This window comes from Kordia algicida OT-1 (assembly GCF_000154725.1).
Taxonomy (GTDB): Bacteria; Bacteroidota; Bacteroidia; order Flavobacteriales; family Flavobacteriaceae; genus Kordia; species Kordia algicida.
The window spans coordinates 3,117,697-3,138,535 of the sequence record NZ_DS544873.1; the positions used below are offsets into that span (position 1 = coordinate 3,117,697).

The 20,839-nt window shown below is 34.6% G+C and carries 16 protein-coding genes; 2 read left to right on the forward strand and 14 right to left on the reverse strand.

Going from position 1 to position 20,839, the window contains the following annotated elements; all coding sequences use genetic code 11:
* Positions 1–136 precede the first annotated feature (136 nt).
* The 9 genes from KAOT1_RS13320 to KAOT1_RS13360 form a co-directional block, all read right to left on the reverse strand.
* Positions 137–1,912 (reverse strand): MutS-related protein, encoded by a 1,776-nt coding sequence (locus tag KAOT1_RS13320; RefSeq protein WP_007095347.1) that lies wholly within the window; start codon positions 1,910–1,912, stop codon positions 137–139.
* 117 nt (positions 1,913–2,029) lie between these two features.
* The gene (locus tag KAOT1_RS13325; RefSeq protein ID WP_007095348.1) at positions 2,030–2,752 is read right to left on the reverse strand and encodes a LytR/AlgR family response regulator transcription factor; all 723 of its coding nucleotides are present in this window, start codon (positions 2,750–2,752) and stop codon (positions 2,030–2,032) included.
* 6 nt (positions 2,753–2,758) lie between these two features.
* Entirely contained in the window at positions 2,759–4,825 is a 2,067-nt protein-coding gene (locus KAOT1_RS13330; protein WP_007095349.1) for a sensor histidine kinase, read from the reverse strand.
* A gap of 106 nt (positions 4,826–4,931) precedes the next feature.
* Positions 4,932–6,254 carry a T9SS type A sorting domain-containing protein gene (locus tag KAOT1_RS13335; RefSeq protein WP_007095350.1) on the reverse strand — a complete coding sequence of 441 codons (1,323 nt, stop codon included), beginning with the start codon at positions 6,252–6,254 and terminating at the stop codon, positions 4,932–4,934.
* 166 nt (positions 6,255–6,420) lie between these two features.
* Positions 6,421–7,353, reverse strand: coding sequence for a M28 family peptidase (locus tag KAOT1_RS13340; protein ID WP_157560131.1), 933 nt, complete (start codon positions 7,351–7,353; stop codon positions 6,421–6,423).
* A gap of 75 nt (positions 7,354–7,428) precedes the next feature.
* Complete coding sequence (locus tag KAOT1_RS13345) at positions 7,429–8,175, reverse strand: succinate dehydrogenase/fumarate reductase iron-sulfur subunit (RefSeq protein ID WP_007095352.1); 747 nt, start codon at positions 8,173–8,175, stop codon at positions 7,429–7,431.
* Positions 8,176–8,251: 76 nt separating this feature from the next.
* Complete coding sequence (locus KAOT1_RS13350; protein ID WP_007095353.1) at positions 8,252–10,249, reverse strand: fumarate reductase/succinate dehydrogenase flavoprotein subunit; 1,998 nt, start codon at positions 10,247–10,249, stop codon at positions 8,252–8,254.
* Positions 10,250–10,265: 16 nt separating this feature from the next.
* Positions 10,266–10,958, reverse strand: coding sequence for a succinate dehydrogenase cytochrome b subunit (locus KAOT1_RS13355; RefSeq protein ID WP_007095354.1), 693 nt, complete (start codon positions 10,956–10,958; stop codon positions 10,266–10,268).
* Between the two features lie 207 nt (positions 10,959–11,165).
* Complete coding sequence (locus KAOT1_RS13360; RefSeq protein ID WP_007095355.1) at positions 11,166–12,038, reverse strand: Rossmann-fold NAD(P)-binding domain-containing protein; 873 nt, start codon at positions 12,036–12,038, stop codon at positions 11,166–11,168.
* 174 nt (positions 12,039–12,212) lie between these two features.
* Between KAOT1_RS13360 and KAOT1_RS13365 the strand changes: the two genes are divergently transcribed.
* On the forward strand, positions 12,213–13,106 hold the full coding sequence (locus KAOT1_RS13365) for a RimK family alpha-L-glutamate ligase (protein WP_007095356.1): 894 nt from the start codon (positions 12,213–12,215) through the stop codon (positions 13,104–13,106).
* Positions 13,084–14,049 (forward strand): succinylglutamate desuccinylase/aspartoacylase family protein, encoded by a 966-nt coding sequence (locus tag KAOT1_RS13370; protein ID WP_007095357.1) that lies wholly within the window; start codon positions 13,084–13,086, stop codon positions 14,047–14,049. Before KAOT1_RS13365 ends, KAOT1_RS13370 begins: the two co-directional genes overlap by 23 nt.
* Before the next feature lie 342 nt (positions 14,050–14,391).
* Here the strand turns inward: KAOT1_RS13370 and KAOT1_RS13375 are convergent, their stop codons facing one another.
* The 5 genes from KAOT1_RS13375 to KAOT1_RS13395 form a co-directional block, all read right to left on the reverse strand.
* The gene (locus tag KAOT1_RS13375; protein ID WP_007095358.1) at positions 14,392–15,435 is read right to left on the reverse strand and encodes an NACHT domain-containing protein; all 1,044 of its coding nucleotides are present in this window, start codon (positions 15,433–15,435) and stop codon (positions 14,392–14,394) included.
* Between the two features lie 58 nt (positions 15,436–15,493).
* Entirely contained in the window at positions 15,494–16,372 is an 879-nt protein-coding gene (locus KAOT1_RS13380; protein ID WP_007095359.1) for an NACHT domain-containing protein, read from the reverse strand.
* Positions 16,373–16,504: 132 nt separating this feature from the next.
* The gene (locus tag KAOT1_RS13385; protein ID WP_007095360.1) at positions 16,505–17,002 is read right to left on the reverse strand and encodes a nuclear transport factor 2 family protein; all 498 of its coding nucleotides are present in this window, start codon (positions 17,000–17,002) and stop codon (positions 16,505–16,507) included.
* 118 nt (positions 17,003–17,120) lie between these two features.
* The gene (locus KAOT1_RS13390; protein ID WP_007095361.1) at positions 17,121–17,810 is read right to left on the reverse strand and encodes an alpha/beta fold hydrolase; all 690 of its coding nucleotides are present in this window, start codon (positions 17,808–17,810) and stop codon (positions 17,121–17,123) included.
* A gap of 60 nt (positions 17,811–17,870) precedes the next feature.
* On the reverse strand, positions 17,871–20,729 hold the full coding sequence (locus KAOT1_RS13395) for a VPS10 domain-containing protein (protein WP_007095362.1): 2,859 nt from the start codon (positions 20,727–20,729) through the stop codon (positions 17,871–17,873).
* Positions 20,730–20,839 lie beyond the last annotated feature (110 nt).

Consider the following 20,839-nt stretch of genomic DNA (forward strand, 5'->3'; position numbering starts at 1 on the left):
TATTAACACCGACGTAGATGTTAACCTACTAAAGTTAAGGCATTTGCCTCGAAAGTGCGTGTTAAATTAGATTATTAGATCAAATTACACGATAAAATCAACAGAAACTACGATATTTAGAATCCGTTAGTTGGAATTATTCTACAATTTCCATCTTTTTTAGCAGAAACGAAGCGTTCATATTGGCACAGATTCCTTTTTTGAGTTGATAGCCAAAAAAGAGTTCGTCGTTAATGATTTCGGCATCAAAGAAGTAGTTTTTGACTTGATCGATTTCTTTTTCTAATTCACATAAACTTAAATCGTGTGTCGCAATAATTCCTGCGGCATTTTGTGAAGCGAGTTTTTGTACTATTTTTTTTGAACCCATCGCTTTGTCATGACTATTTGTACCTTTTAATATTTCATCTAAAATGATAAAATAGGTATCGTTTTTTATGTTGTCTACAATCATTTTTAAGCGTTGCAATTCTGAGAAAAAGTACGAAGCACCTTCCGCTAACGAATCGGTCGTACGCATGCTAGTGATGAGTTTTATGGGCGAATACGTTGCCGATGCTGCACAAATTGGCAACCCAACATTAGACATGACAATGCTTAAAGAAACCGTTCGTAGAAAGGTACTTTTTCCTGCCATATTTGCGCCTGTCACAATAAAAAATTCTGAGTTTCCTATATGGAAATCATTGTCAATTCTGTTGGTTGTTCGCAAGAGCGGATGTCCTAATTGTGTGGCATTGATAACTTGTGAAGCATTTTCTGAAATTTCTGGATAGCTAAATTGCGGATGATTGAACGCAAAGTTTCCTAAGCTGTTGTACGCATCAAAAAATGTGACGACTTCAAACCATTGTGCTACTTTGGTGCTGTGTTTTTCAATCCAAGTTTCTATATGATACGATTTCGAAATATCCCACAATAAAAAACCATTTAAAAAGATGCCAACTAAGATGTTATTTCGATTGTCTAGCGCGTCAATTCGTTTGGAAAATTCTCGTACTAATGTAGATGCTTTTTGAATGTCACTATGAATATTTTGTTGTTTTTCTTGTAATAGTTTTGAGCTGAATTCTTCTTCTTCAATGCGCTGTAAAAGTTGTCCGTATTGCTGAAACGTGTCTTTTGCTTTATTGGTATTCAGCGAAAGCATGTTGATTTTTTTTAAGAATCTCCCTGTAATTCCCAATCCTACAAATAACCAAAGAATTACGTAGAAAAATGAGATGATTTCAAAGAAGGCAAGTCCAATGATGGCTGCCGAAATTACAGAAAAGATTGTTGGTAAGAAGCGAATTCCTTTTGGTATAAAACTTTTGTATTGACTTAACCAATCTGTGATACTTTTGGACGTTGTTTCTACTTTTATCAACAACGCAATTGCAGAAAAATGTTGTCGCCATGTTGCTTTTTCTGCGAGTTCTTGTATGGCTTTTTGTCGTATAGAAATGTCTGAAATATCATTGCTTGCCAAGCGTATTGCCAATTCATTTTTCCCTTCTCGTGTGGTAGATCGGTTGAGATATTGAAAGAAAGAAGCATTTCCAAAGAGATCGATATCGTAACTAAATTCGTGAGTAGCATCTAAGAATTCTTCACCTGTAGGCAATTTGGAAAGATCGCCATTTAGTACATCCAATTCTAATTGATTACACTGAATTAAGGCTTTTAACTTGTTACTTTTGTATACTAAATCTGAATGACGAAATACCAAAAATAGAAAAATCGCTAATCCGACAACAGCAACCAACACTACATAATTCCATTGACCAAATAAGAGATATATGGCGAAAGCGATACTTAAAAAAACGATCAACCGCAATATGCTCGATTGATTGAGTTTTCGGCGTTGCACTTTTAATTCGGCTTCATATTTGGCTTTTTGTTGTGTGTAAAAGTCTTTCGGGTTTTGCATGATGGTATTCTGAGAAATATCTCGCCAAGAAACAAAAAAAAACGCAAACCAAATAGCTTTAGCTTTGCTAGTGTTTTATCCTAAGAAAAGTTTAACAGTTTGAGCACAAGCAAAGTTTTACAGCAAGTTAATTTTGAGTAGCAAATCGTCTTTATATTTTTTTCCTATAGGAATGTTCGTGCTTAGAATGACAATCGTATTGTGGTCTATTTGTTCGAGATAGTCCAAATTTACGATATAACTTCGGTGAACACGGACAAATTTTTTATTGAGTTTGGTAATGATTTTGTTCAAATTGCCACGAATGACGTGCTTTTGTCCATTTATTAGTTGAATTTCCGCATATACATGCTCGCTTTTTATGAAAAGAATGTCTTCAAATTTTAGCTTGATGAAAATATTTTTTTCTTTGATAAAAAATGCATCTTTAATGATGAGTTCTGATTCGTCAACCTCTCCTACTCGTTTGGAATAGTTGTACAGCGCAATTTCGATAGAAGTATATAGTTCGTCTTTGGTAAACGGTTTTACAAGGTACGCTGGCGGCATTACTTTTTTAGCTTCCGAAACCGTTAACGGATCAGAGTTTGAAGTGAGAAAGATAAATGGAAAGTCATAATCTTTTCTAATTTTTTCTGCAATATCAATTCCAGTTTTTCGCCCTGAAAGTTGAATATCTAAGATGGCTAAATCTGGTTTTTCAGCCTCTATCGCTTCGATGGCTTCTGTGTAATTGATGACAGGTTCTAAGGCTTCGTAACCCAAATTGTCAAGTGTATCGCAGATATGATCGGCAATGATAATTTCGTCTTCTACTACTAATATTTTTACTTTACTCATATCTTGTTAGTCTAATAATGCTCTTTTTTGTGTGTCTTTAAAAGTGATTTCAAACGATGCACCATCTTCGTTGTTTAATTGAAATTTGCCTTGTAATTGTTTGGTTAAGCGACGTACTAAACGCAGTCCTAAGCTTTTTACTTTTGTTAAATCGATTGTATCATCCAATCCTTTTCCGTTATCAGAAACGACTAATTTGTATTCTTCATCGTTTACTTTGTTGATAGAAATATTTAGTTCGTTGTTTTTGGTAGCATCAAACGCATATTTGTACGCATTTGTGATGAGCTCATTGACAATTAAACCCAACGGAATTGCGGTATCAATGTCAAATTCCATGTTTTCGGTATGTATGTTTGTGGTTACTTTTTTCTCGGAAGCATACATGTACGAGAGTTCTTTGACTAAAGTTTGAATGTATTCGTCAAAGTCAATTAAACCTGTTTCATTTTGATAGAGTTTTTGATGAATAAGCGCCATCGATTTGACTCTGTTTTTCCCTTCATTTGCCAAACTGAGCGCTTTTTCATCTTCGATTCCTTTGGTTTGCAATTCGAGCAAGCTTGATACAATTTGGAAATTATTTTTGACTCTGTGATGTACTTCTTTCAACAAAAGTTGCTTTTCTTGTAATGCTTTTTCTATGATTTTGTTTTTTTCATCCAATAGTTTAGATGTTTTCTTTTTACGATTGTAAGCATAGTAGGCAAATCCGCCAAAGGCTAGTGCTACTAGAAATAACCCAAAAAGTATTTGTTGCAAATGTTTTTCACGCTGAATTTCATTTTGCTGTTCGAGCGCCATAATGTCTATTGCTTCTGCATTTTGAATACTGTCTTTATATTGTTGTTTTTTAAACTCGTAAGTAAGTTCAATTTCTTTTATTTGTTCCACTTTTTGTTTGCTAAATGCAGAATCTTTTATGGTAGCATACGTTTCCATGTATTTGTATGCTTTCGCAGAATTTCTTTGTTTATCGTAAAAATGTGCTAATGCTTTTGCCGTGTATTGCTTGTCTTTTAGCACATTTAATTCGTCCCAAATATTGTATGCTTTTTCGAAGTATTTAATTGCCTGACTGGCATTTTCTTTTGTTGCCCAGAAATCTCCTTTTATTTGATTTAAATAACCTTGAAAACGTTTCGTACTTCTTCCTAATTGTATGTTGCTTGCTTTTTCTAAGTAAATGTAAGCGCTATCTAGTTTATTTTCGTTTTTTAACATTCTTGCCAAATGAACATACGCGTATGCCTCACCTGCATTAAAATTTATTTTTTTGGCACTTTTGATAGATTTGTATAAGTTTTGCTTTTGTATTTCGACAGGAACACATAAACAGCTTAAGTGAATCATAGCTTTGTTGTTTCTCCAGATTGATTTTTTTCGATCGTCTCCTTTTTCGTTGTAGAAAGCGATGATTTCATCTAAAATTTGCAAACCTTCTGTATACTGATTGTTAGAATAGTGAATGTAACTTGCCGTTTTTAGTATGGGAATTAACTCTTTTTCATTGTCTGGCAGTTGTAATGCTATTTTTTTTGCAACATTTAAATCGCTGATAGCTGCTGCAATTTGAGAGATATTATTGTATATATTTCCTCGTGTAGCATACGCTTCTATGATGGCATTTTTATCTTCCGTTTCTTCTGAAAGTTCAATGGAAGTATTCACGTGAAAAAGTGCTTTATTGTAGTCGTTTCTTACCTGAAATACTCTTGCCAATTTTACCGAAGCTGTAATAATAGAAGCTGTATCATTTTGTTCGTTGGCAAGTGAAAGTGCTGTTTCTAAATATTCCATTTGTGCCACACTACCACGATCAGCCAAAGCTGCCAATTTTATATGAAGTGCAATAAGTTGTGCTTTGTTTTCCGCTTTTTCAGCAAGTTCTTTTTGAAGATTTAAAAGATTAAAAATACTGTCTTTATTTTTCGTTTGTTCGAGTATTTTAGCAATACTATCATATTTTTTCTGAATACTTGGCACTTGCGCAGAAACACAAAAAATAGCACTAAAAGCTACTATAAAAAGATACGATTTGAAAGACTTTATAGATATTGAAAATCTATTCATGGGTTGGTTGGGTTTTCACAAAAGTACTATTTGTTTTTAATATGAAAAGAGATTCACTTTTCTAAGCAAATCTCTTTTCGTTCTCTAAAACACCATTATATATGTATTACTGTACTGTAATTTTTTTAATGATAGTTTCTTTATTCTCACGTGTTACTTTGAGAAAATACAATCCAGCTTTAAGCTTGGAAACATCAATTTTTACAGCATTATCTTTTAATATTGCCCTTTTATTGTACACTACTTGCCCTGCAATAGTATACATTGATAAGTTTGCTATATTGATTTGACTATTTTGAAATTGAACGGTAAGTATGTCTTTTACAGGATTAGGACTTACGTTCATTGTTACGACACTTCTTTCATCAATACTCAACGGAGAAGTTAATACACCTTCAAACCATGCAAAATATCCCGGATTGAATGCTCCGCAAATAGCATCTAAAACACCATCACCATTTACATCACCAAAACTAATAGTTGCAAATTGTCCAAAGTCAAATGTTGCTAAATCTCCCGTTAGCTGTTGATAAGTATATGTTCCAAAGTCAGGTGCTGATTCACTTCCTACGTTTTCAATCCATCGAATAACTCCTACATCCGTTGCAAAAATCATATCATAATCTCCATCACGATCTACATCATAAAAGTTAGGAATTGTGGTTAAAACATCACCATGTGGCCAATTACGATCAAAAACTCCTGTTCCAGCATTCATATCCCACGGATTGTCTAAATGAAATTTACGATCAAAACTAGGCATTGTTTTTGTTCCTTCATTTCTAAAGTATGTCAGAGAATCGCTTCCCATTGTTACCATATCTAAATCATCATCATTATCTAAATCGACAAAGCCAAAACTTGGAAAATTAGCTACATTTTGGTTTCCAATCCCCGTAATAGTTGAATCTACAAAGTTAGGAACGGTTGCTGTGCCTGTATTTTCATAATAATGAATATCATTAAAATTAAAATTATTTTCATCGATTTTAGAACCAAAAAAAAGATCGTAGTCACCATCATCGTCAATATCTACAAATTGACATTTTGTTTCATTGTTTCCTCCAGGAGAATAACTAATAGCATCTAATGTTGGCAAAGCAGTTTGTACCCAATTTGGTACTGTAGCAGATCCTGTATTTTCATAATAATATAATTTTCCAGCTGCATCTTGTGCTCCAGAAACCATATCCAAATCGCCATCACCATCTAAATCTACCAATACTGGCGAACTCAATCGTCCATTTGCAGTTGGCAAAACTGCTGTATCTAATCCTGCTGGGTTTGGACCAGGTGGCGCTACTGGAGTTGATCCGCCCGAAAAATTTTGATGTATTCCTCTAAATTCCCACGTATCAGGAAATACGGATTGTGCAGTTAATACATATGTGCTCAATACACATACTAAAAATAGTAGTTGTTTTTTCATACGATTTGAGTTTTTTAGTAGGTTATTACCGTAAATATAATTTGAAAAGCAGTTGGCAACTTTACAAATGTTCTAAACATGTCGTATGATGTTCTAAACTGCTTTATATGGTATAAAACAATAAAGAAACGCTTGTTACTATTTTAGCTATGGAAGTTTGAAGTAACTATAATTGAGTTGTGTCAACTTTTTTAAAAAAGGTAATAATTGTTTGTACTACATCAACAAAAAACTCTTGGTGAATGTTCTCGTAATCGTCCGTGGGTTTGTGATAATCTTTGTGATCTTCTACACCAAAGTATATGAAAGGAATTTTAGCTTTGTGAAAACCTGCGTGATCGCTTGCAAATGTCCATTCTTTATGATCTATTTTTAACGATATATTTCCTGTTGTTTTTACATTTTCTATGATTGATGTGTATTGCGAATAATGTTGTGGACCAACTGCAAATAATTCTTTTTTCTCACTTCGGCTAATCATGTCCATATTGATGTTTAGCTTAAGTTGTGTTTTTGGAACAATTGAATTTTCAACAAAATAATACGAACCAATCAGCCCTTTTTCTTCAGCATCAAAAGCCGCTAGAATAACGGAATGTTTCGGTGGATGTTTCCGAAAGTATTCCGCGAAAGCGATCAACGCACTAATTCCGGAAGCATCATCGTCTGCGCCGTTGTATATTTTTCCGTTTTTTATTCCTTCATGATCGTAATGTGCAGATATAACAATGTATTCTGTAGGCTTCTCACTACCTTTAATGACTCCGAGAATATTTTCACCTTGTCGAATTTTTGAAGTTTTTGGCATTGGGAATGATTGCTCAAAGGTTTTTCCTAGCGGTTTTACACCTAATTTTTTAAACTCTGTTATGATGTAGTTTTTAGCTTTTACTGCACCTTTTGTTCCCGTTTCACGACCTTCATACGCATCAGAAGAAAGTTCTTTGATGTGTTTTAGTAAGTTATCCGTTGTAAAGTCATACGTAGCTTTTGTTTCTACATTTACAGCTTCTTCTTCTTTTTCACCTTCTTTTTGCGATTTACAACTAAGAACTGTCAACAAAAAGCATACTAGAAAAATTATTTTTGATCGTAACATATTATTGTTGCTTTAATTAAAAAATCCCAAGCATAAACATACTTGGGATTTTTATATAATTTATAGGTTGAATGTTTATCCTTTAAAAGATGCTTTTAAATACTCACGATTCATACGTGCAATATTTTCAAGTGAGATTCCTTTCGGACATTCTACTTCACATGCTCCTGTATTGGTACAGTTTCCAAAACCTTCGGCATCCATTTGGTTTACCATGTTCATTACACGATCTGTAGCTTCTACTTGTCCTTGTGGTAATAATGCAAACTGTGATACTTTTGCTGATACAAATAGCATGGCACTTGAGTTTTTACAACTTGCTACACATGCGCCACAACCAATACAAGTTGCCGCGTCGAAAGCAGCATCTGCATTTGCTTTTTCAATTGGAATGGAGTTAGCATCTTGCGTATTTCCTGAGGTATTTACAGAAATAAATCCTCCTGCATGTTGTATGCGATCAAAGGAGCTTCTGTCTACAATTAAATCTTTGATAACTGGAAACGCTTTTGCTCTCCAAGGTTCTATATAGATTGTATCGCCATCTTTAAATTTACGCATATGCAATTGGCAAGTAGTTACCAAACGATCTGGTCCGTGCGCTTCTCCATTAATATATAGCGAACATGATCCACAGATTCCTTCACGGCAATCGTGATCGAAAGCTACAGGCTCATCTCCTTTTTCAATTAATTGTGTATTTAAAACGTCTAGCATTTCAAGAAAAGACATATCTGGGGAGACATCGCTGATTTGATAATCAACCATTTTGCCTTTATCATTTGCGCCTTTTTGACGCCATATTTTTAATGTTAAATTCATAAAATTTAGATTTTAGTATTGAGTATTGAGTATTGAGCAGTTAGCTTTCTAACATCTCATGTCTCAATACTGACATCTATTTATAACTTCTTTCTTTTACTTCTATATTCTCGTACACTAAGTCTTCCTTGTGAAGTACCGCATCTTTTGGTTCTCCTTTATATTCCCATGCAGAAACAAATTGGAATTCTTTACGACGTTTTGCTTCTCCTTCTGCTGTTTGGTATTCTTCTCTAAAGTGTCCACCTGCAGATTCTTCTCGAACTAAAGCATCTTTTGCAAAAAGCTCACCTAATTCTAGAAAGTCAGCTACACGACCTGCTTTTGCTAGTTCTTCATTAAATTCATTTGCATCGCCTGGCACACGTACATCTTTCCAGAATTCTGCTCGTAGTTGCGAGATTTCTTCAATGGCAGATTTTAAATCTTTTTCGTTACGCGCCATTCCACATTTATTCCACATAATTTTTCCTAATTTCTTGTGGAAATAATCAACAGGTTTTGTTCCTTTATTATTGATTAGATGATTGATATCTTCGCGTACTTTGTTTTCTGCTTCTTCGAATTCTTTTGTTTCTGTAGAAATTGGTCCGGTACGGATGTCATCCGCTAAATAGTCACCAATTGTGTATGGCAATACAAAATAACCATCTGCTAATCCTTGCATTAAAGCAGAAGCTCCCAAACGGTTGGCTCCGTGATCTGAGAAATTCGCTTCTCCGATAGCATATAATCCAGGAACTGTAGTTTGCAAGTTATAATCTACCCAAATTCCTCCCATAGTATAATGTACTGCTGGGTAAATCATCATCGGTGTTTCGTATGGATTTTCGTCAACGATCTTCTCATACATTTGGAATAGATTTCCATATTTATTTTTAACAACTTCTTGTCCAAGTTTTTTGACTAAAGCTGCATCGTTTTCATTCAGACCTTTTACGTGTGCTTGCTCTTTTCCATAACGTTGAATTGCAGAAGCAAAATCTAAGTATACGGCTTCTCCCGTAGCATTCACGCCAAAACCTGCATCACAACGTTCTTTTGCTGCTCGTGAAGCAACATCACGAGGTACTAAGTTTCCAAAAGCCGGATAACGACGTTCTAAGTAGTAATCTCTATCTTCTTCTTTAAGATCGGTTGGCTTCAACGTTTTGTTACGAATTGCCTCGACGTCTTTTTTATGTTTTGGCACCCAAATACGACCATCATTACGTAATGATTCTGACATTAATGTCAATTTTGATTGATGATCTCCTGAAACAGGAATACATGTTGGGTGAATTTGTGTGTAACATGGATTTGCGAAATACGCTCCACGTTTGTGCGCTTTCCAAGCTGCTGTCACGTTACTTCCCATGGCGTTTGTTGACAGGAAAAATACGTTTCCGTATCCACCAGTTCCTAATACAACGGCATGTGCTGAGTGTCTTTCTATTTCTCCTGTAACTAAGTTACGTGCAATAATTCCTCTCGCTTTCCCATCAACAACAACAATGTCTAACATTTCATGACGATTGTACATTTTGATTTTTCCACGACCAATTTGACGGTTCATGGCAGAATAAGCTCCCAATAATAATTGCTGTCCTGTTTGTCCTTTTGCGTAGAATGTACGTGATACTAACACACCACCAAACGAACGGTTATCAAGTAATCCACCATAATCACGAGCAAAAGGAACTCCTTGTGCTACACATTGGTCAATGATGTTTGCAGAAACTTCTGCCAAACGATATACATTAGCTTCACGCGAACGATAATCACCACCTTTTACCGTATCGTAAAAAAGTCTGTATGTTGAATCTCCGTCTCCTTGGTAGTTTTTTGCTGCGTTGATTCCTCCTTGTGCTGCTATAGAGTGTGCACGACGTGGAGAATCTTGAAAGCAAAATGCTTTTACGTTATATCCTAATTCAGCTAATGTCGCTGCCGCAGATCCGCCTGCGAGTCCTGTACCTACTACAATAACATCAATAAGACGTTTGTTTGCAGGATTTACAAGATTGATATTATTTTTATGATTTGTCCACTTATCTGCTAGTGGTCCTTGAGGTATTTTTGAATCTAAAGCCATAGTTCTGATAAGTATTTTAATGAGTTCCTGTAAAATGGTGGAATAAAGCGATGAAAATAAATCCTGCTGGAATTCCAATAGAATATACTTTACTTACACCTTTTAATGCTTTCGTGTATTTGTTGTTTGCTCCAATAGATTGGAAGGCTGAACCAAAACCATGTAATAAGTGTAATGATAAAAAGACGAATCCTACGCAGTATAAAGCGACTCTCCAAATTGGTTCAAATTTTACAACCAATTCTTCATAGTATCTAAATCCGCTATTTGGATCTGTTGGATCAATTAATCCAGTCATATCACCTGCTACATATTTTACGTTCATTTCATGTACCCAAAAGTCAATCATGTGTATCACTATGAAAACAAGGATAAAACCGCCACTCCAAATCATGTTTCTACTCATCCAAGTAGAATTTGCGCTTCCATTATTTTTGGCATAACTCACTTTTCGTGCATTGTTGTTTTTTATTTCAAGAACGAATCCCATCACAAAGTGAAAGATGACTCCCAAAATTAAAACTGGCTGCAATAAGTATTGTACTGCCCAAAATGTACCCATAAAGTGTGACGCTTCGTTGAAAGCTTCTGGACTGAATACAGAAAGAATGTTAATTGCAAAGTGTTGTAGGATAAAAACCATTAGGAAGAGTGCTGAAAGTGCCATCGCAAACTTTCTTCCAATCGAAGAATTTAAAATTCCGCTCATTATAATTGTGATTAATTATTTGTTTCACAAATATACGGCTCAGTCGGAATGTCTACAAGTTTTAACGGTTCTTTTGAAGTTTATTTAGAATGAATTTAAGTAGTTTAATTACAAAAAACATATTATTTTTTTAGTTTTCTACAACGTTTGCGAGCTTTACCTTTTTGATTGCAGAAAGTAATGGTCTTTTTTTAGTAATAGTTTTGCTCAGTTTGAAACCAAAGGAATCAATCCGCGCAATCCCATATCAACAGGCTGTTCGCCAATGGCAGGTTCGTATTTGCCATCTGCGTTAATTTCTGTCCATTCAAAACTATTGTTTACCGAAAAAGAAAGCGTAACTTCCACGTCTTGCAATTCTTCTCCTGTAATAGTAAATGCATTAGCAAATTGACCTGTAACCACACATGAACCTTGTGGTACTGGTGATGAGTCAAATAACGGATTTGGTACGGTAGTTGCTCCTGCTGGTGCTTGTCCTTGCGTAGTAAATCCTAAAGCCTCAAACGCCCAAAATCCTTGCAATTTATTTTCATTAATGTTGAAAGTACTTCCGTTGATATCAAAATTGGTAATGTAATTGTTATAACCAACAAAGCTTGCCAATGTTCCTGTAATGTCATTTCCGTTTTGTAAAATATTGATGCTTCCTTCTTGATATGCCAACGAAACACGAACCCAATTGTACGTTCCTGAAGCTACTTCACTTATGGGAATTGTCAAAAAAACCTCATCATTTCCTGCAAATTGAGCCGATTGAAAATCAATTGCCGTTTCGCCACCTTGCGTAGTTTCTGCTCCGTTGTATACAATTTCGCCATTACCCAAGAGTGTATTCGCGCTTGATGCAAATTCAATATAATTAGCACTCATTCGAGCAAAATTGGGTGATTGTGCCGCATTTCCCGCAGGAATCACAGCTGATTCACCTACATTATTTAGGCGTTCTTGTGTAGCATCAAACTTAAACTTTATAATCAAATTTGCTTCACTTGGATTGGGCAAACAGCAGTCTTCATTAGAATTACAGGATAAAAATAAAGTACAAAATACAAGTGCGAAATACGAGATTTTTTTCATCAGTCAATAAAATTTTCAGTCTAAAATATACGCAACAATAACGGCTTCTTTGTCAACTTTATTACATTTTTTACACCATTGGTTTTTAAATATTTATCGTTTTTTATTGAACGAGTCTTTTTTAATAAGAAAGTTTACTTATTTTTAGAAAATCTTATTCGATTTCACCAACTCATGAATATTTATATTCTTTCTATCAATTCTCGAATTTATTCTACGAATAGATTGTATCATGAAGCTGTAAAAAAAGGACATAATGTTCGTGTCGTCGATCACACTCGATGCGCTGTCGTTCTTGGCGAAGAAAAGAGACCACAAATTTATTTAGGACCTGAAAATATTACGGATGGCGTACATGCTATTATTCCGCGTATTGGAACTTCCGTTACACGACACGGTGCGGCTATTGTAAAACAGTTTGAAATGAATGGCGCTTTTACAACTGCTAAATCTTTAGGAATTATTCGTTCGAGAAATAAACTGCGTACGATGCAAATTTTGGCTCGAAAACGCATTCCAATTCCGAAAACTTTGTTTGCCAAAGATACTTCCAATATTAAAGAACATATCAAATTGCTTGGTGGCGCACCAATTATTATAAAGCTTCAAGAAGGAACACAAGGTTTGGGCGTCATGATTGCCGAGAGTAAAAAATCAGCAAAGTCTATTATTGAATCGCTGTACAATATGAATGTAAATATCATTCTGCAAGAGTTTATTGAGGAAGCAAACGGACAAGATATTCGCGTGTATATTGTGGGAAATAAAATTGTAGCGTCGATGATGCGTAGTAGCGATGAAGAAGATTTTAGAAGCAATGTACATCGTGGAGGAAAAACGGAATCGGTAACGCTGACAGAATATGAAAAGAAAATCGCCATTCACACGTCTAAAGTACTCGGATTGCCTGTGTGTGGCGTAGATATTATTCGTTCAAAACGTGGACCTTTGGTGATTGAAGCCAATTCTTCTGCAGGTTTAGAAGGCATTGAAAATCATACGAAAGTGAATATTGCAGGTGAGATTATTAAATATTTAGAAAAGAATGTTCGGAGATTCAGAAAATAAAACGATTATTATTTATGGCAAAAAAGTCAAGCCTGGCGAAGCAAAATGGATTCAGATTCCTATTGATCGTTTGCCCACAGGAACGCTGATTGATATTCCTATTTATGTATATAATGCAGCGAAACCAGGACCGACAATGTTGGTGCAAGGTGGTTTGCATGGCGATGAAATAAATGGTGTGGAAATTATCCGCAGAATGCTATTTGAAGGCTGTTATAAAATTAAAAGTGGCGCTGTGATTGTATTGCCTTTGCTAAATATTTTTGGATTTATTCATTTTTCACGTCAAGTGCCAGACGGAAAGGATGTCAACCGTAGTTTTCCAGGTGTTAAAAATGGTTCGCTTGCCGCGAGAATTGCCTATCAAGTAACGCATGAAGTGTTGCCACAGATTGATTTTGGAATCGATTTGCATACAGGCGGCGCAAAACGTAATAATCATCCACAGATTCGTTACACGGAAAGCATGCCTGAAAGTGAAAACTTAGCAAAAGTGTTTAATGCGCCTTTTTATTTTGCGACTTCACTGATTTCAAAATCATTCCGAAAAACGGCATACGATCAAAAGGTTCCGATTATTGTATATGAAGGTGGCGAAAGTATGCGATTTGATGAATATGCAATCAAGGAAGGTATTCAAGGAATTTTGAATGTGATGAAATACGCTGGAATGATTGACAAAATTGATCCAATGTTGATTGAGCGTGAAGAAAGTGAATTGCTAACCAAACGCAAATGGTTACGCGCACCAACCGCAGGAATGTTTGTTCCGCAAATATTGAATGGAAGTTCTATAAAAAAAGGAGCAGTTTTAGGTTTTGTAACTGATACATTTGCCAATTACTGCGAAGCAATCAAAGCGCCGTATGATGGTTTTGTATTTTGTATCAACAATCAAGCAGTGGTAAATTACGGAGATGCGTTGTTTCATGTTGGTTGTTAGGTTCGCTTTGCTTTTAGACCTCTTCATTGTTAGATCGCCGCTTTTAGAACGCTTTGCTTTTAGAACGCGCTTTAGCGCTTTTAGACTTTTCTCTTTGTTTCGATATGGCTTTTAAACCTTCTAATTCTTGAAATTTTCAAACGTCACTTCGAGTGATTTTTCGTAATAAAATTAAGAAAAAATGTATCGAGAAGTACTTTAAAGTAATACATGTTAGATACGTCTGTGCGAGGAGTTTGCGACGTGGCAATCTGTTTCTGTACTAGCAAAAGTTTTCTTTGAAAAATTCTCAATACTTTTACATTGAGCGTAGTCGAAATGCAATACTAAAATCTTTTTTCTTTACCAATCTAGCAATTCATTTTTCTCTTTTTCGGAATTGTTTTTTTCAAGTTGTTTTAGTTTTGCTAAAGCCCTGCCATAATTTAATCTATTTACATCTAATGTGAGGCTCAAAACCTCCATTAAAGTATTTGTAACGGTAAAATTTTCTGTAGTATTTAGTTCATTTTCAACATTATCATTCAACTCATACTTAAAATTTTCTTTCAAATTTTCTAAATGACCGACATTTTCCGCAATATACTCACTATCAATAAGATTAGAATACAAAGTACTTAGTAAATCAATTATAGTTTTATAAGGTTTAAAATAATTTTTTAATACAAAACAGATCATATTTGATTCAGTCGAAAGAGAATAAGATAAACTATCAGAATCTCCATCTAATGAAAATTTTTCAGTAAGTCTGTTGTAAATATTAGATAAACTAGTCTCATTTGATTCATATTTTTTATACTCATTTTTTGTAGATGTTAATATAATACATTCTTCAACAGCAAAATGAAGTGTAATTCTATTTTTAATTAGAGCGTTTTCCTTTTTAAAATCTTCATACTTATTATTAGAGAAATTTTTAAATTCAATTAATAACCATTTTAAAATAGTATGCTCAAAACCTTTCCGATCTAATTCAGAATACAACAACAATACGTTAAAAAAACGTTGATTTCCTTCATCATGAAAAATCTTTTTTAGGATATCAATTCTACTTTCTTTAGCATCTATCCAAATGAACTTAGCTGCAAAATAATCTTGTAATGATTTATGTGCCCATTTATAATTATTCCCTTCTTTTTTAAACAAAGGAACCGTGTTTAATAAATCCTTTAAATAATCACTAGCTTTAAATTCTAGATCAGTAGTTTGTTTTTTAGCTTGCTCAATAAACTGAATGATTGAGTTTTTATCGTATTCAATTTTATTTGCTTTAGACGTGAAAAACCCCAAATATCTTAATACACGTTCAAAGTCATCAATATGGAGTTTACTATACTTTTCCCGTTTTAAATAGCCTTCTTTAGATAAGTCGTGTGCTTCAAACAAAGCATCATATACTTTTTGATAAAATTGACTTTTCTTTACCGGAATGTCTTTTTTGTATTCAATAAGATTTATACAACAAGGAAACTAAAAAAGGATTACTTAAATACTCCTGTAATGAATCATCACTTGCTTTTAACTTTTCAATTAAGCTTTCTGCTATTTTATGATGACCATAGGTATCGTATTTTTCTAATAACTCATACGCTTCTTCATTCTTTAAAGAATTCACATGGAACTTTTGAAAACCTCCAAAAGAAGCCAATGAAGTTTCAGGTCGTGATGTAATTAAGAAGTAATTATCTCCAGCTTTTTCTATGAAACTGTGTAATTCTTTTATCGTGAAATCTCTATCATTCAACGCTATTTCATCAAAACCATCAAATAGAAATATAAAATCGCCTTCGTTAATCAATTTTAGAATAACATCCTGATTGATTTTCTTTCCAATCGAAGACATTTGATTTTGTATTTCTTTTAAAATACTGTTTTTCTTCTTAATTTGACTCAATTCGATCAAGACTGGAATTCCTGCTTTTTCTTGAATGATAGACTGAAATAGTTTTTTGGTAATGGTTGATTTTCCCATTCCTGCGGCATCTTCGATAATTACTCTAGCGAAGTTTGGGAGTAAATTTTCTGGATAACTGTCTATCTTTATATGAATCTCCTCGTTTGTAATTCCCTCACGACAACTTATAGTTAATGGTTGATATAAAACTTCTAATAGTGTTTGCTTATTTGCAAACACCAAAGTATCTATTGTTAAAAACTTTGTATATCTTCTTTCTAAGTAGTCTTGCAACTGTTCTTCAACACCATTTTCCTTTATATTTTTAATTTCATACTTTCTGAATAATGCTTGTATTTTTGGTAAAGCTATATCTTTTACGATAGGTAAAATTAAGTTGTCAAGTACTGATTCTCCGAATTCGCTCATATTTTAAAGTCATTTTCTACAACTCTAAAGTTAAGATAAAGATGACAACCAAGCAATGAGGTTTTCCGTAAAGAATATAGTTTTTCTTAAACAACTTTTTGTACGATCTTGAATCAAGTTAAGATGACGCTACTAATTCTTATGCGTACTCACAATACGTGTCATTTTCCAATTTCCGTTATCGTTTTTCCAGATTGTAACAAACTTACTCGGAATCGATTTTGCTGTCGGTTCTAACTTATTAAAGAATTTGTGTTCGCCCATTTGAACTGCGCCATAACCTGCAATCGGATATACTTCCACACTTCCTTCAATTAACGTGCGTGTCACTTTATCACAAATATTATTTTTCATAGCTTCCATAATTTGAGTTTTGGAAGTTGCCAATCCGCCTTTGTCATGAAAAAACTCAATATCTTCTGAAATAAGTTCCGCTTGCGTTTCTAAATCACAAGTATTATAGGCGTCAAAAAATCGTTTGTCCAACGCAACAATAGTGTTATATAATTCTTGATCTACTGGAACATATTGTTCTTTGGCAACAATAGTTCGTTTGGATTTTGCTCTGATAGAAATACATGAAGTTGTAAAAATTGCTAACGCTAAAAATAGTAGTAATTTTGAGTTCATTCTGTTCTGTTTTGATGATTGATACTATGTAATAGACAACCAATTTTTTTATTTGTTACAGAACATTCTGTATTTACATGTTGTAAAACGGTGAGATTACTCCATAAATAATTCAAACCTAAAAGAATCGAACAATACTTTCTCTCACTAAATCTGGCATTTCCAACGGAATCATATGTCCGCAGTTTTTTAAGATCGTAATGGTTGCTTTTGAAAGTTGTTGCTGTGTGTTTTTTACGTCATTAATATTGACTAACGCATCTTCTTTGGAAGCAATCACGTGAATTCGAGTTTGTATTTTTGGTAGTTTTTGGGTTAAATCGACACGTTGCGAAGTTGCTTTAAGTTGTCTAACTAAAACATCTTTTCCCAATTCGGCATCCATATCTTTAATGACTTGAATTAACTCGTTATTTTGATGATTTTTTGGATGTAAAAACTGCAAAGCACGTGCTGTAGCAATTCCTTTATAATTGTGTTGCTCTAGAAAGTTGATCGTACTTTTTCGCAATTGCAACTCTTTAGCATCCAATCCATTCGCTGAAGCCGCAATAACAATCATTTTTTCAATTCGCTTTGGGTAAGAAATTGCAAAATGCATTGCTGCATACGCGCCCATCGAAAAGGCAACGACAAAGGCATTTTGCTCTAGTGTAGTTTCTAACAAAACGTCTATTTCATCAAAAGAAGTTGCCAAAGTTGTGTCTATAAAAATACATTCAAACTGTATCAAATCTTCACAAACCGATTCCCACAAAAGTGGTGTACACATCGTTCCCGAAAGGAAATAGAGTTTTTGTTTTTTCATGTTTTAAAAGTTTAAAAAGTAACGTGTAAAATCATTTATTTTCTAAACTTTAAAAAAATACTATTCAATAATTAGGTTTACAGAATCATTTCCGCCATTTCCAGAAATTTTAACCGAATACATTCCTTTTGGCAAATAATACATACCATTTTTCTTCTTCGGAATTTCCACGTCGTCCTCCGATTTTTTTAAATATTTTTTTCGTGCTTTTGCCGTAAGACTTAAATCGTAAATCCAAGTATTGAATCCTGCATCAGCATCAATTTCGTAAGTCATCAATTTCGTATCATCCTCAAGAGAAATACTTACTTCGTAAGTTCCTCCTTTTTTCACGTAAAAGTTGATACTTTTTTCTGGAACATTTGGCGTTAACCATTTGCTCCATGTTGCTCCCCAAGACGATCTGTGCCGGACACTTTTCGTCGGGAAAACATACACGTTTTTATCTTTAACAGTCTTATCCGCTTTTTGCAAAACTTCAATGTTTGCCTTGTAAATAGATCTTCCGTGCGTTCCTATCAATAAGTCTTTTGCCCTTTTTTGCACTACGATATCATGTACAGCAACATTTGGTAGTCCGTTTTGAAAAGGTTGCCATGTTTTTCCCATATCCAAAGAAGCATAGGCGCCATTGTCTGTACCAAGATACAATACATTTTCATTTACAGGATCTTCCTTGATGACATTTACTGGCGAATCTGGCACAGCATTTCCAATATTTGTCCATGTTTGCCCATAATCGTCAGACATGTATACATAACTGGTAAAATCGTCCCAACGATAGCCGTTTAAAGTGATATAAACACGTTCTTTTTTGTGAGCAGAAGCAATCACACGTGTCACCCATAAATCTTTTGGTAATCCGTTAGAGATATTTTGCCATTGGGCACCACCATTTTTTGTTACATGAATCAATCCATCGTCGCTTCCCACATAAATCAATCCGAATTGAAAAGGTGATTCTGAAATACTTGTCAAGGTTCCGTATGCGACATTTCCTTTTTTTCCGCCTTTCGTTAAGTCGTCAGAAATGGTTTCCCAATCTGTTCCTTGGTTAAGCGATCTGTGCAGTTTATTTCCTCCTAAATATAAAATATCTTGATTGTGAACCGATAGCTGAATTGGTGTTTGCCAATTGAATCTGTAAGGCGATTCACCTAATTCATGTTTTGGCTGAATATACTGTTGTGTACCACTTACACGATCAATTCGGAAGTAATTTCCAAACTGATAACCTGTATATACAATATTCGGATTACGTTTGTCCACTTGTACTTGCATTCCGTCTCCGCCCATAATTCGCTTGTACGGATATTGACCTTCTTCATGCCATTTTACCGAAGCTTCGTAGTTATTTGGACCAACCCAAACACCATTGTCTTGCAATCCGCCATACACTTTGTAAGGCGTTTGTTCGTCTGCATAAATTGCGTAAAACTGTCCAACTGCAGGCGTATTACACTTAATCCAATTATCGCCATTATCATACGAAATATTCACACCACCATCATTTCCGTTAATTAAATGATTCGGATTTTTTGGATTTACCCAAAGCGCATGATGATCTACGTGTACATTTTGTCCATTGATCGATTTGAATGTTTTTCCACCATCTTGCGAACGCAAAATTGGAACTCCTGCAATGTAAATTTGATCTTGATTTTTTGGACTTACGCGAATCATTCCGAAGTAATAACCATACGAATACACAACATCATCCAAATAGTCGTCGTGCGTTTTTTTCCATGATTTTCCTCCATTAGTTGTTTTAAAAATTTGTGCGCCAATTACAGGCGTGTCAAATAATAATGAGTTTGCATTTTCTAGATACTTTGCTAAGTCTTCAGGTTTTATCGTTCCTGCACGCACCAATTGTTTTACATTTTCTGCTCTGTACTTTTCTTGAAAACCGTTCATTTTCAAGTAGGTATTTAATTTTTTATCGGTAAGGTTTAAAAATGTTGCTGAAGACATCGTTTTAAAATCATCTTTTGTCAATGCTTTAGAATCACTTTTTTCTTTTTCTTTGGCTTCTCGCCTAAATTGACTGTCGTGAAATGCATATACTGTTTCATCGTTGTACACTGCCAATCCAATTCGTCCAACGCCTTCACCTTCTGGAAAACCTGACTTATCACTTATTTTGCTCCAAGTATTTCCTGCATCTGTACTTTTATAGATTGCTGAATTTTCACCGCTTCCAACAAAATTCCAAGCTTTACGATCGCGCTCCCAAGAAGAAGCATATTGTACATTGAAATTGTTTGGCGAAACAGCCAAATCTACAATTCCCGTATCATTGTTAACAAACAACGTTTTGTTCCACGTTTTTCCGCCATCAGTCGTTTTGAAAATTCCGCGTTCAGCGTTTGGCGAATACAAATGCCCTAAAACTGCCACAACAACTTCATTTCCATTGTTTGGATTGATTAAGATTCTACTGATATGATGCGAATCTAGCAATCCCATATTTGTCCAATTTTTCCCGTTGTCGGTACTTTTTAGGATTCCGATTCCTGCATACGACGAGCGCGAAGAATTATTTTCTCCTGTTCCGACCCAAATAGTTTTCGAATTCCAATCGACAGCAATATCACCAATATTTTGTGTTGGCGAACTGTCTAAAACAGGTTCAAACGTGGTTCCGTTATTTTTTGTGTACCACAATCCACCAGAAGCATAGGCAACATAAAATTCGGTAGTATTGTTTGGGTTTACGTCCAAATCGACCACACGACCACTCATAATTGTGGGTCCAATGTTGGTAAATTCAATGTTTTTTACGGTAGAATTTTTGGTAAGTTTCGCTTTTTCTTTTAGTGCATTTTGCACTTTTGCAGCCGGTGTCGGATTGCTTTGCGCGATGCTAATTTGAATTAGAAAAAGGAATACTGTAGAGAGTAAGATTTTAGGTTTCATGGTTGGGTTTATTTAAAGTTTCAAAGTACTTAATGTTGCAAACTTGGCAAAATTTTGCTCGTTTTTTTAACAATAGTTATTGATTTTTCAGCGTTTGTAACAATCAATTT

What these genes read in the sequence shown, in the direction of transcription:
- KAOT1_RS13355 (WP_007095354.1), bottom strand. Translation starts at nt 10,958, where the DNA reads ATGAGCGGAATTTTAAATTCTTCGATTGGAAGAAAGTTTGCGATGGCA.
- KAOT1_RS13360 (WP_007095355.1), bottom strand. Translation starts at nt 12,038, where the DNA reads ATGAAAAAAATCTCGTATTTCGCACTTGTATTTTGTACTTTATTTTTA.
- KAOT1_RS13325 (WP_007095348.1), bottom strand. Translation starts at nt 2,752, where the DNA reads ATGAGTAAAGTAAAAATATTAGTAGTAGAAGACGAAATTATCATTGCC.
- KAOT1_RS13345 (WP_007095352.1), bottom strand. Translation starts at nt 8,175, where the DNA reads ATGAATTTAACATTAAAAATATGGCGTCAAAAAGGCGCAAATGATAAA.
- KAOT1_RS13320 (WP_007095347.1), bottom strand. Translation starts at nt 1,912, where the DNA reads ATGCAAAACCCGAAAGACTTTTACACACAACAAAAAGCCAAATATGAA.
- KAOT1_RS13340 (WP_157560131.1), bottom strand. Translation starts at nt 7,353, where the DNA reads ATGTTACGATCAAAAATAATTTTTCTAGTATGCTTTTTGTTGACAGTT.
- KAOT1_RS13330 (WP_007095349.1), bottom strand. Translation starts at nt 4,825, where the DNA reads ATGAATAGATTTTCAATATCTATAAAGTCTTTCAAATCGTATCTTTTT.
- KAOT1_RS13370 (WP_007095357.1), top strand. Translation starts at nt 13,084, where the DNA reads ATGTTCGGAGATTCAGAAAATAAAACGATTATTATTTATGGCAAAAAA.
- KAOT1_RS13350 (WP_007095353.1), bottom strand. Translation starts at nt 10,249, where the DNA reads ATGGCTTTAGATTCAAAAATACCTCAAGGACCACTAGCAGATAAGTGG.
- KAOT1_RS13385 (WP_007095360.1), bottom strand. Translation starts at nt 17,002, where the DNA reads ATGAACTCAAAATTACTACTATTTTTAGCGTTAGCAATTTTTACAACT.
- KAOT1_RS13380 (WP_007095359.1), bottom strand. Translation starts at nt 16,372, where the DNA reads ATGAGCGAATTCGGAGAATCAGTACTTGACAACTTAATTTTACCTATC.
- KAOT1_RS13390 (WP_007095361.1), bottom strand. Translation starts at nt 17,810, where the DNA reads ATGAAAAAACAAAAACTCTATTTCCTTTCGGGAACGATGTGTACACCA.
- KAOT1_RS13335 (WP_007095350.1), bottom strand. Translation starts at nt 6,254, where the DNA reads ATGAAAAAACAACTACTATTTTTAGTATGTGTATTGAGCACATATGTA.
- KAOT1_RS13365 (WP_007095356.1), top strand. Translation starts at nt 12,213, where the DNA reads ATGAATATTTATATTCTTTCTATCAATTCTCGAATTTATTCTACGAAT.
- KAOT1_RS13395 (WP_007095362.1), bottom strand. Translation starts at nt 20,729, where the DNA reads ATGAAACCTAAAATCTTACTCTCTACAGTATTCCTTTTTCTAATTCAA.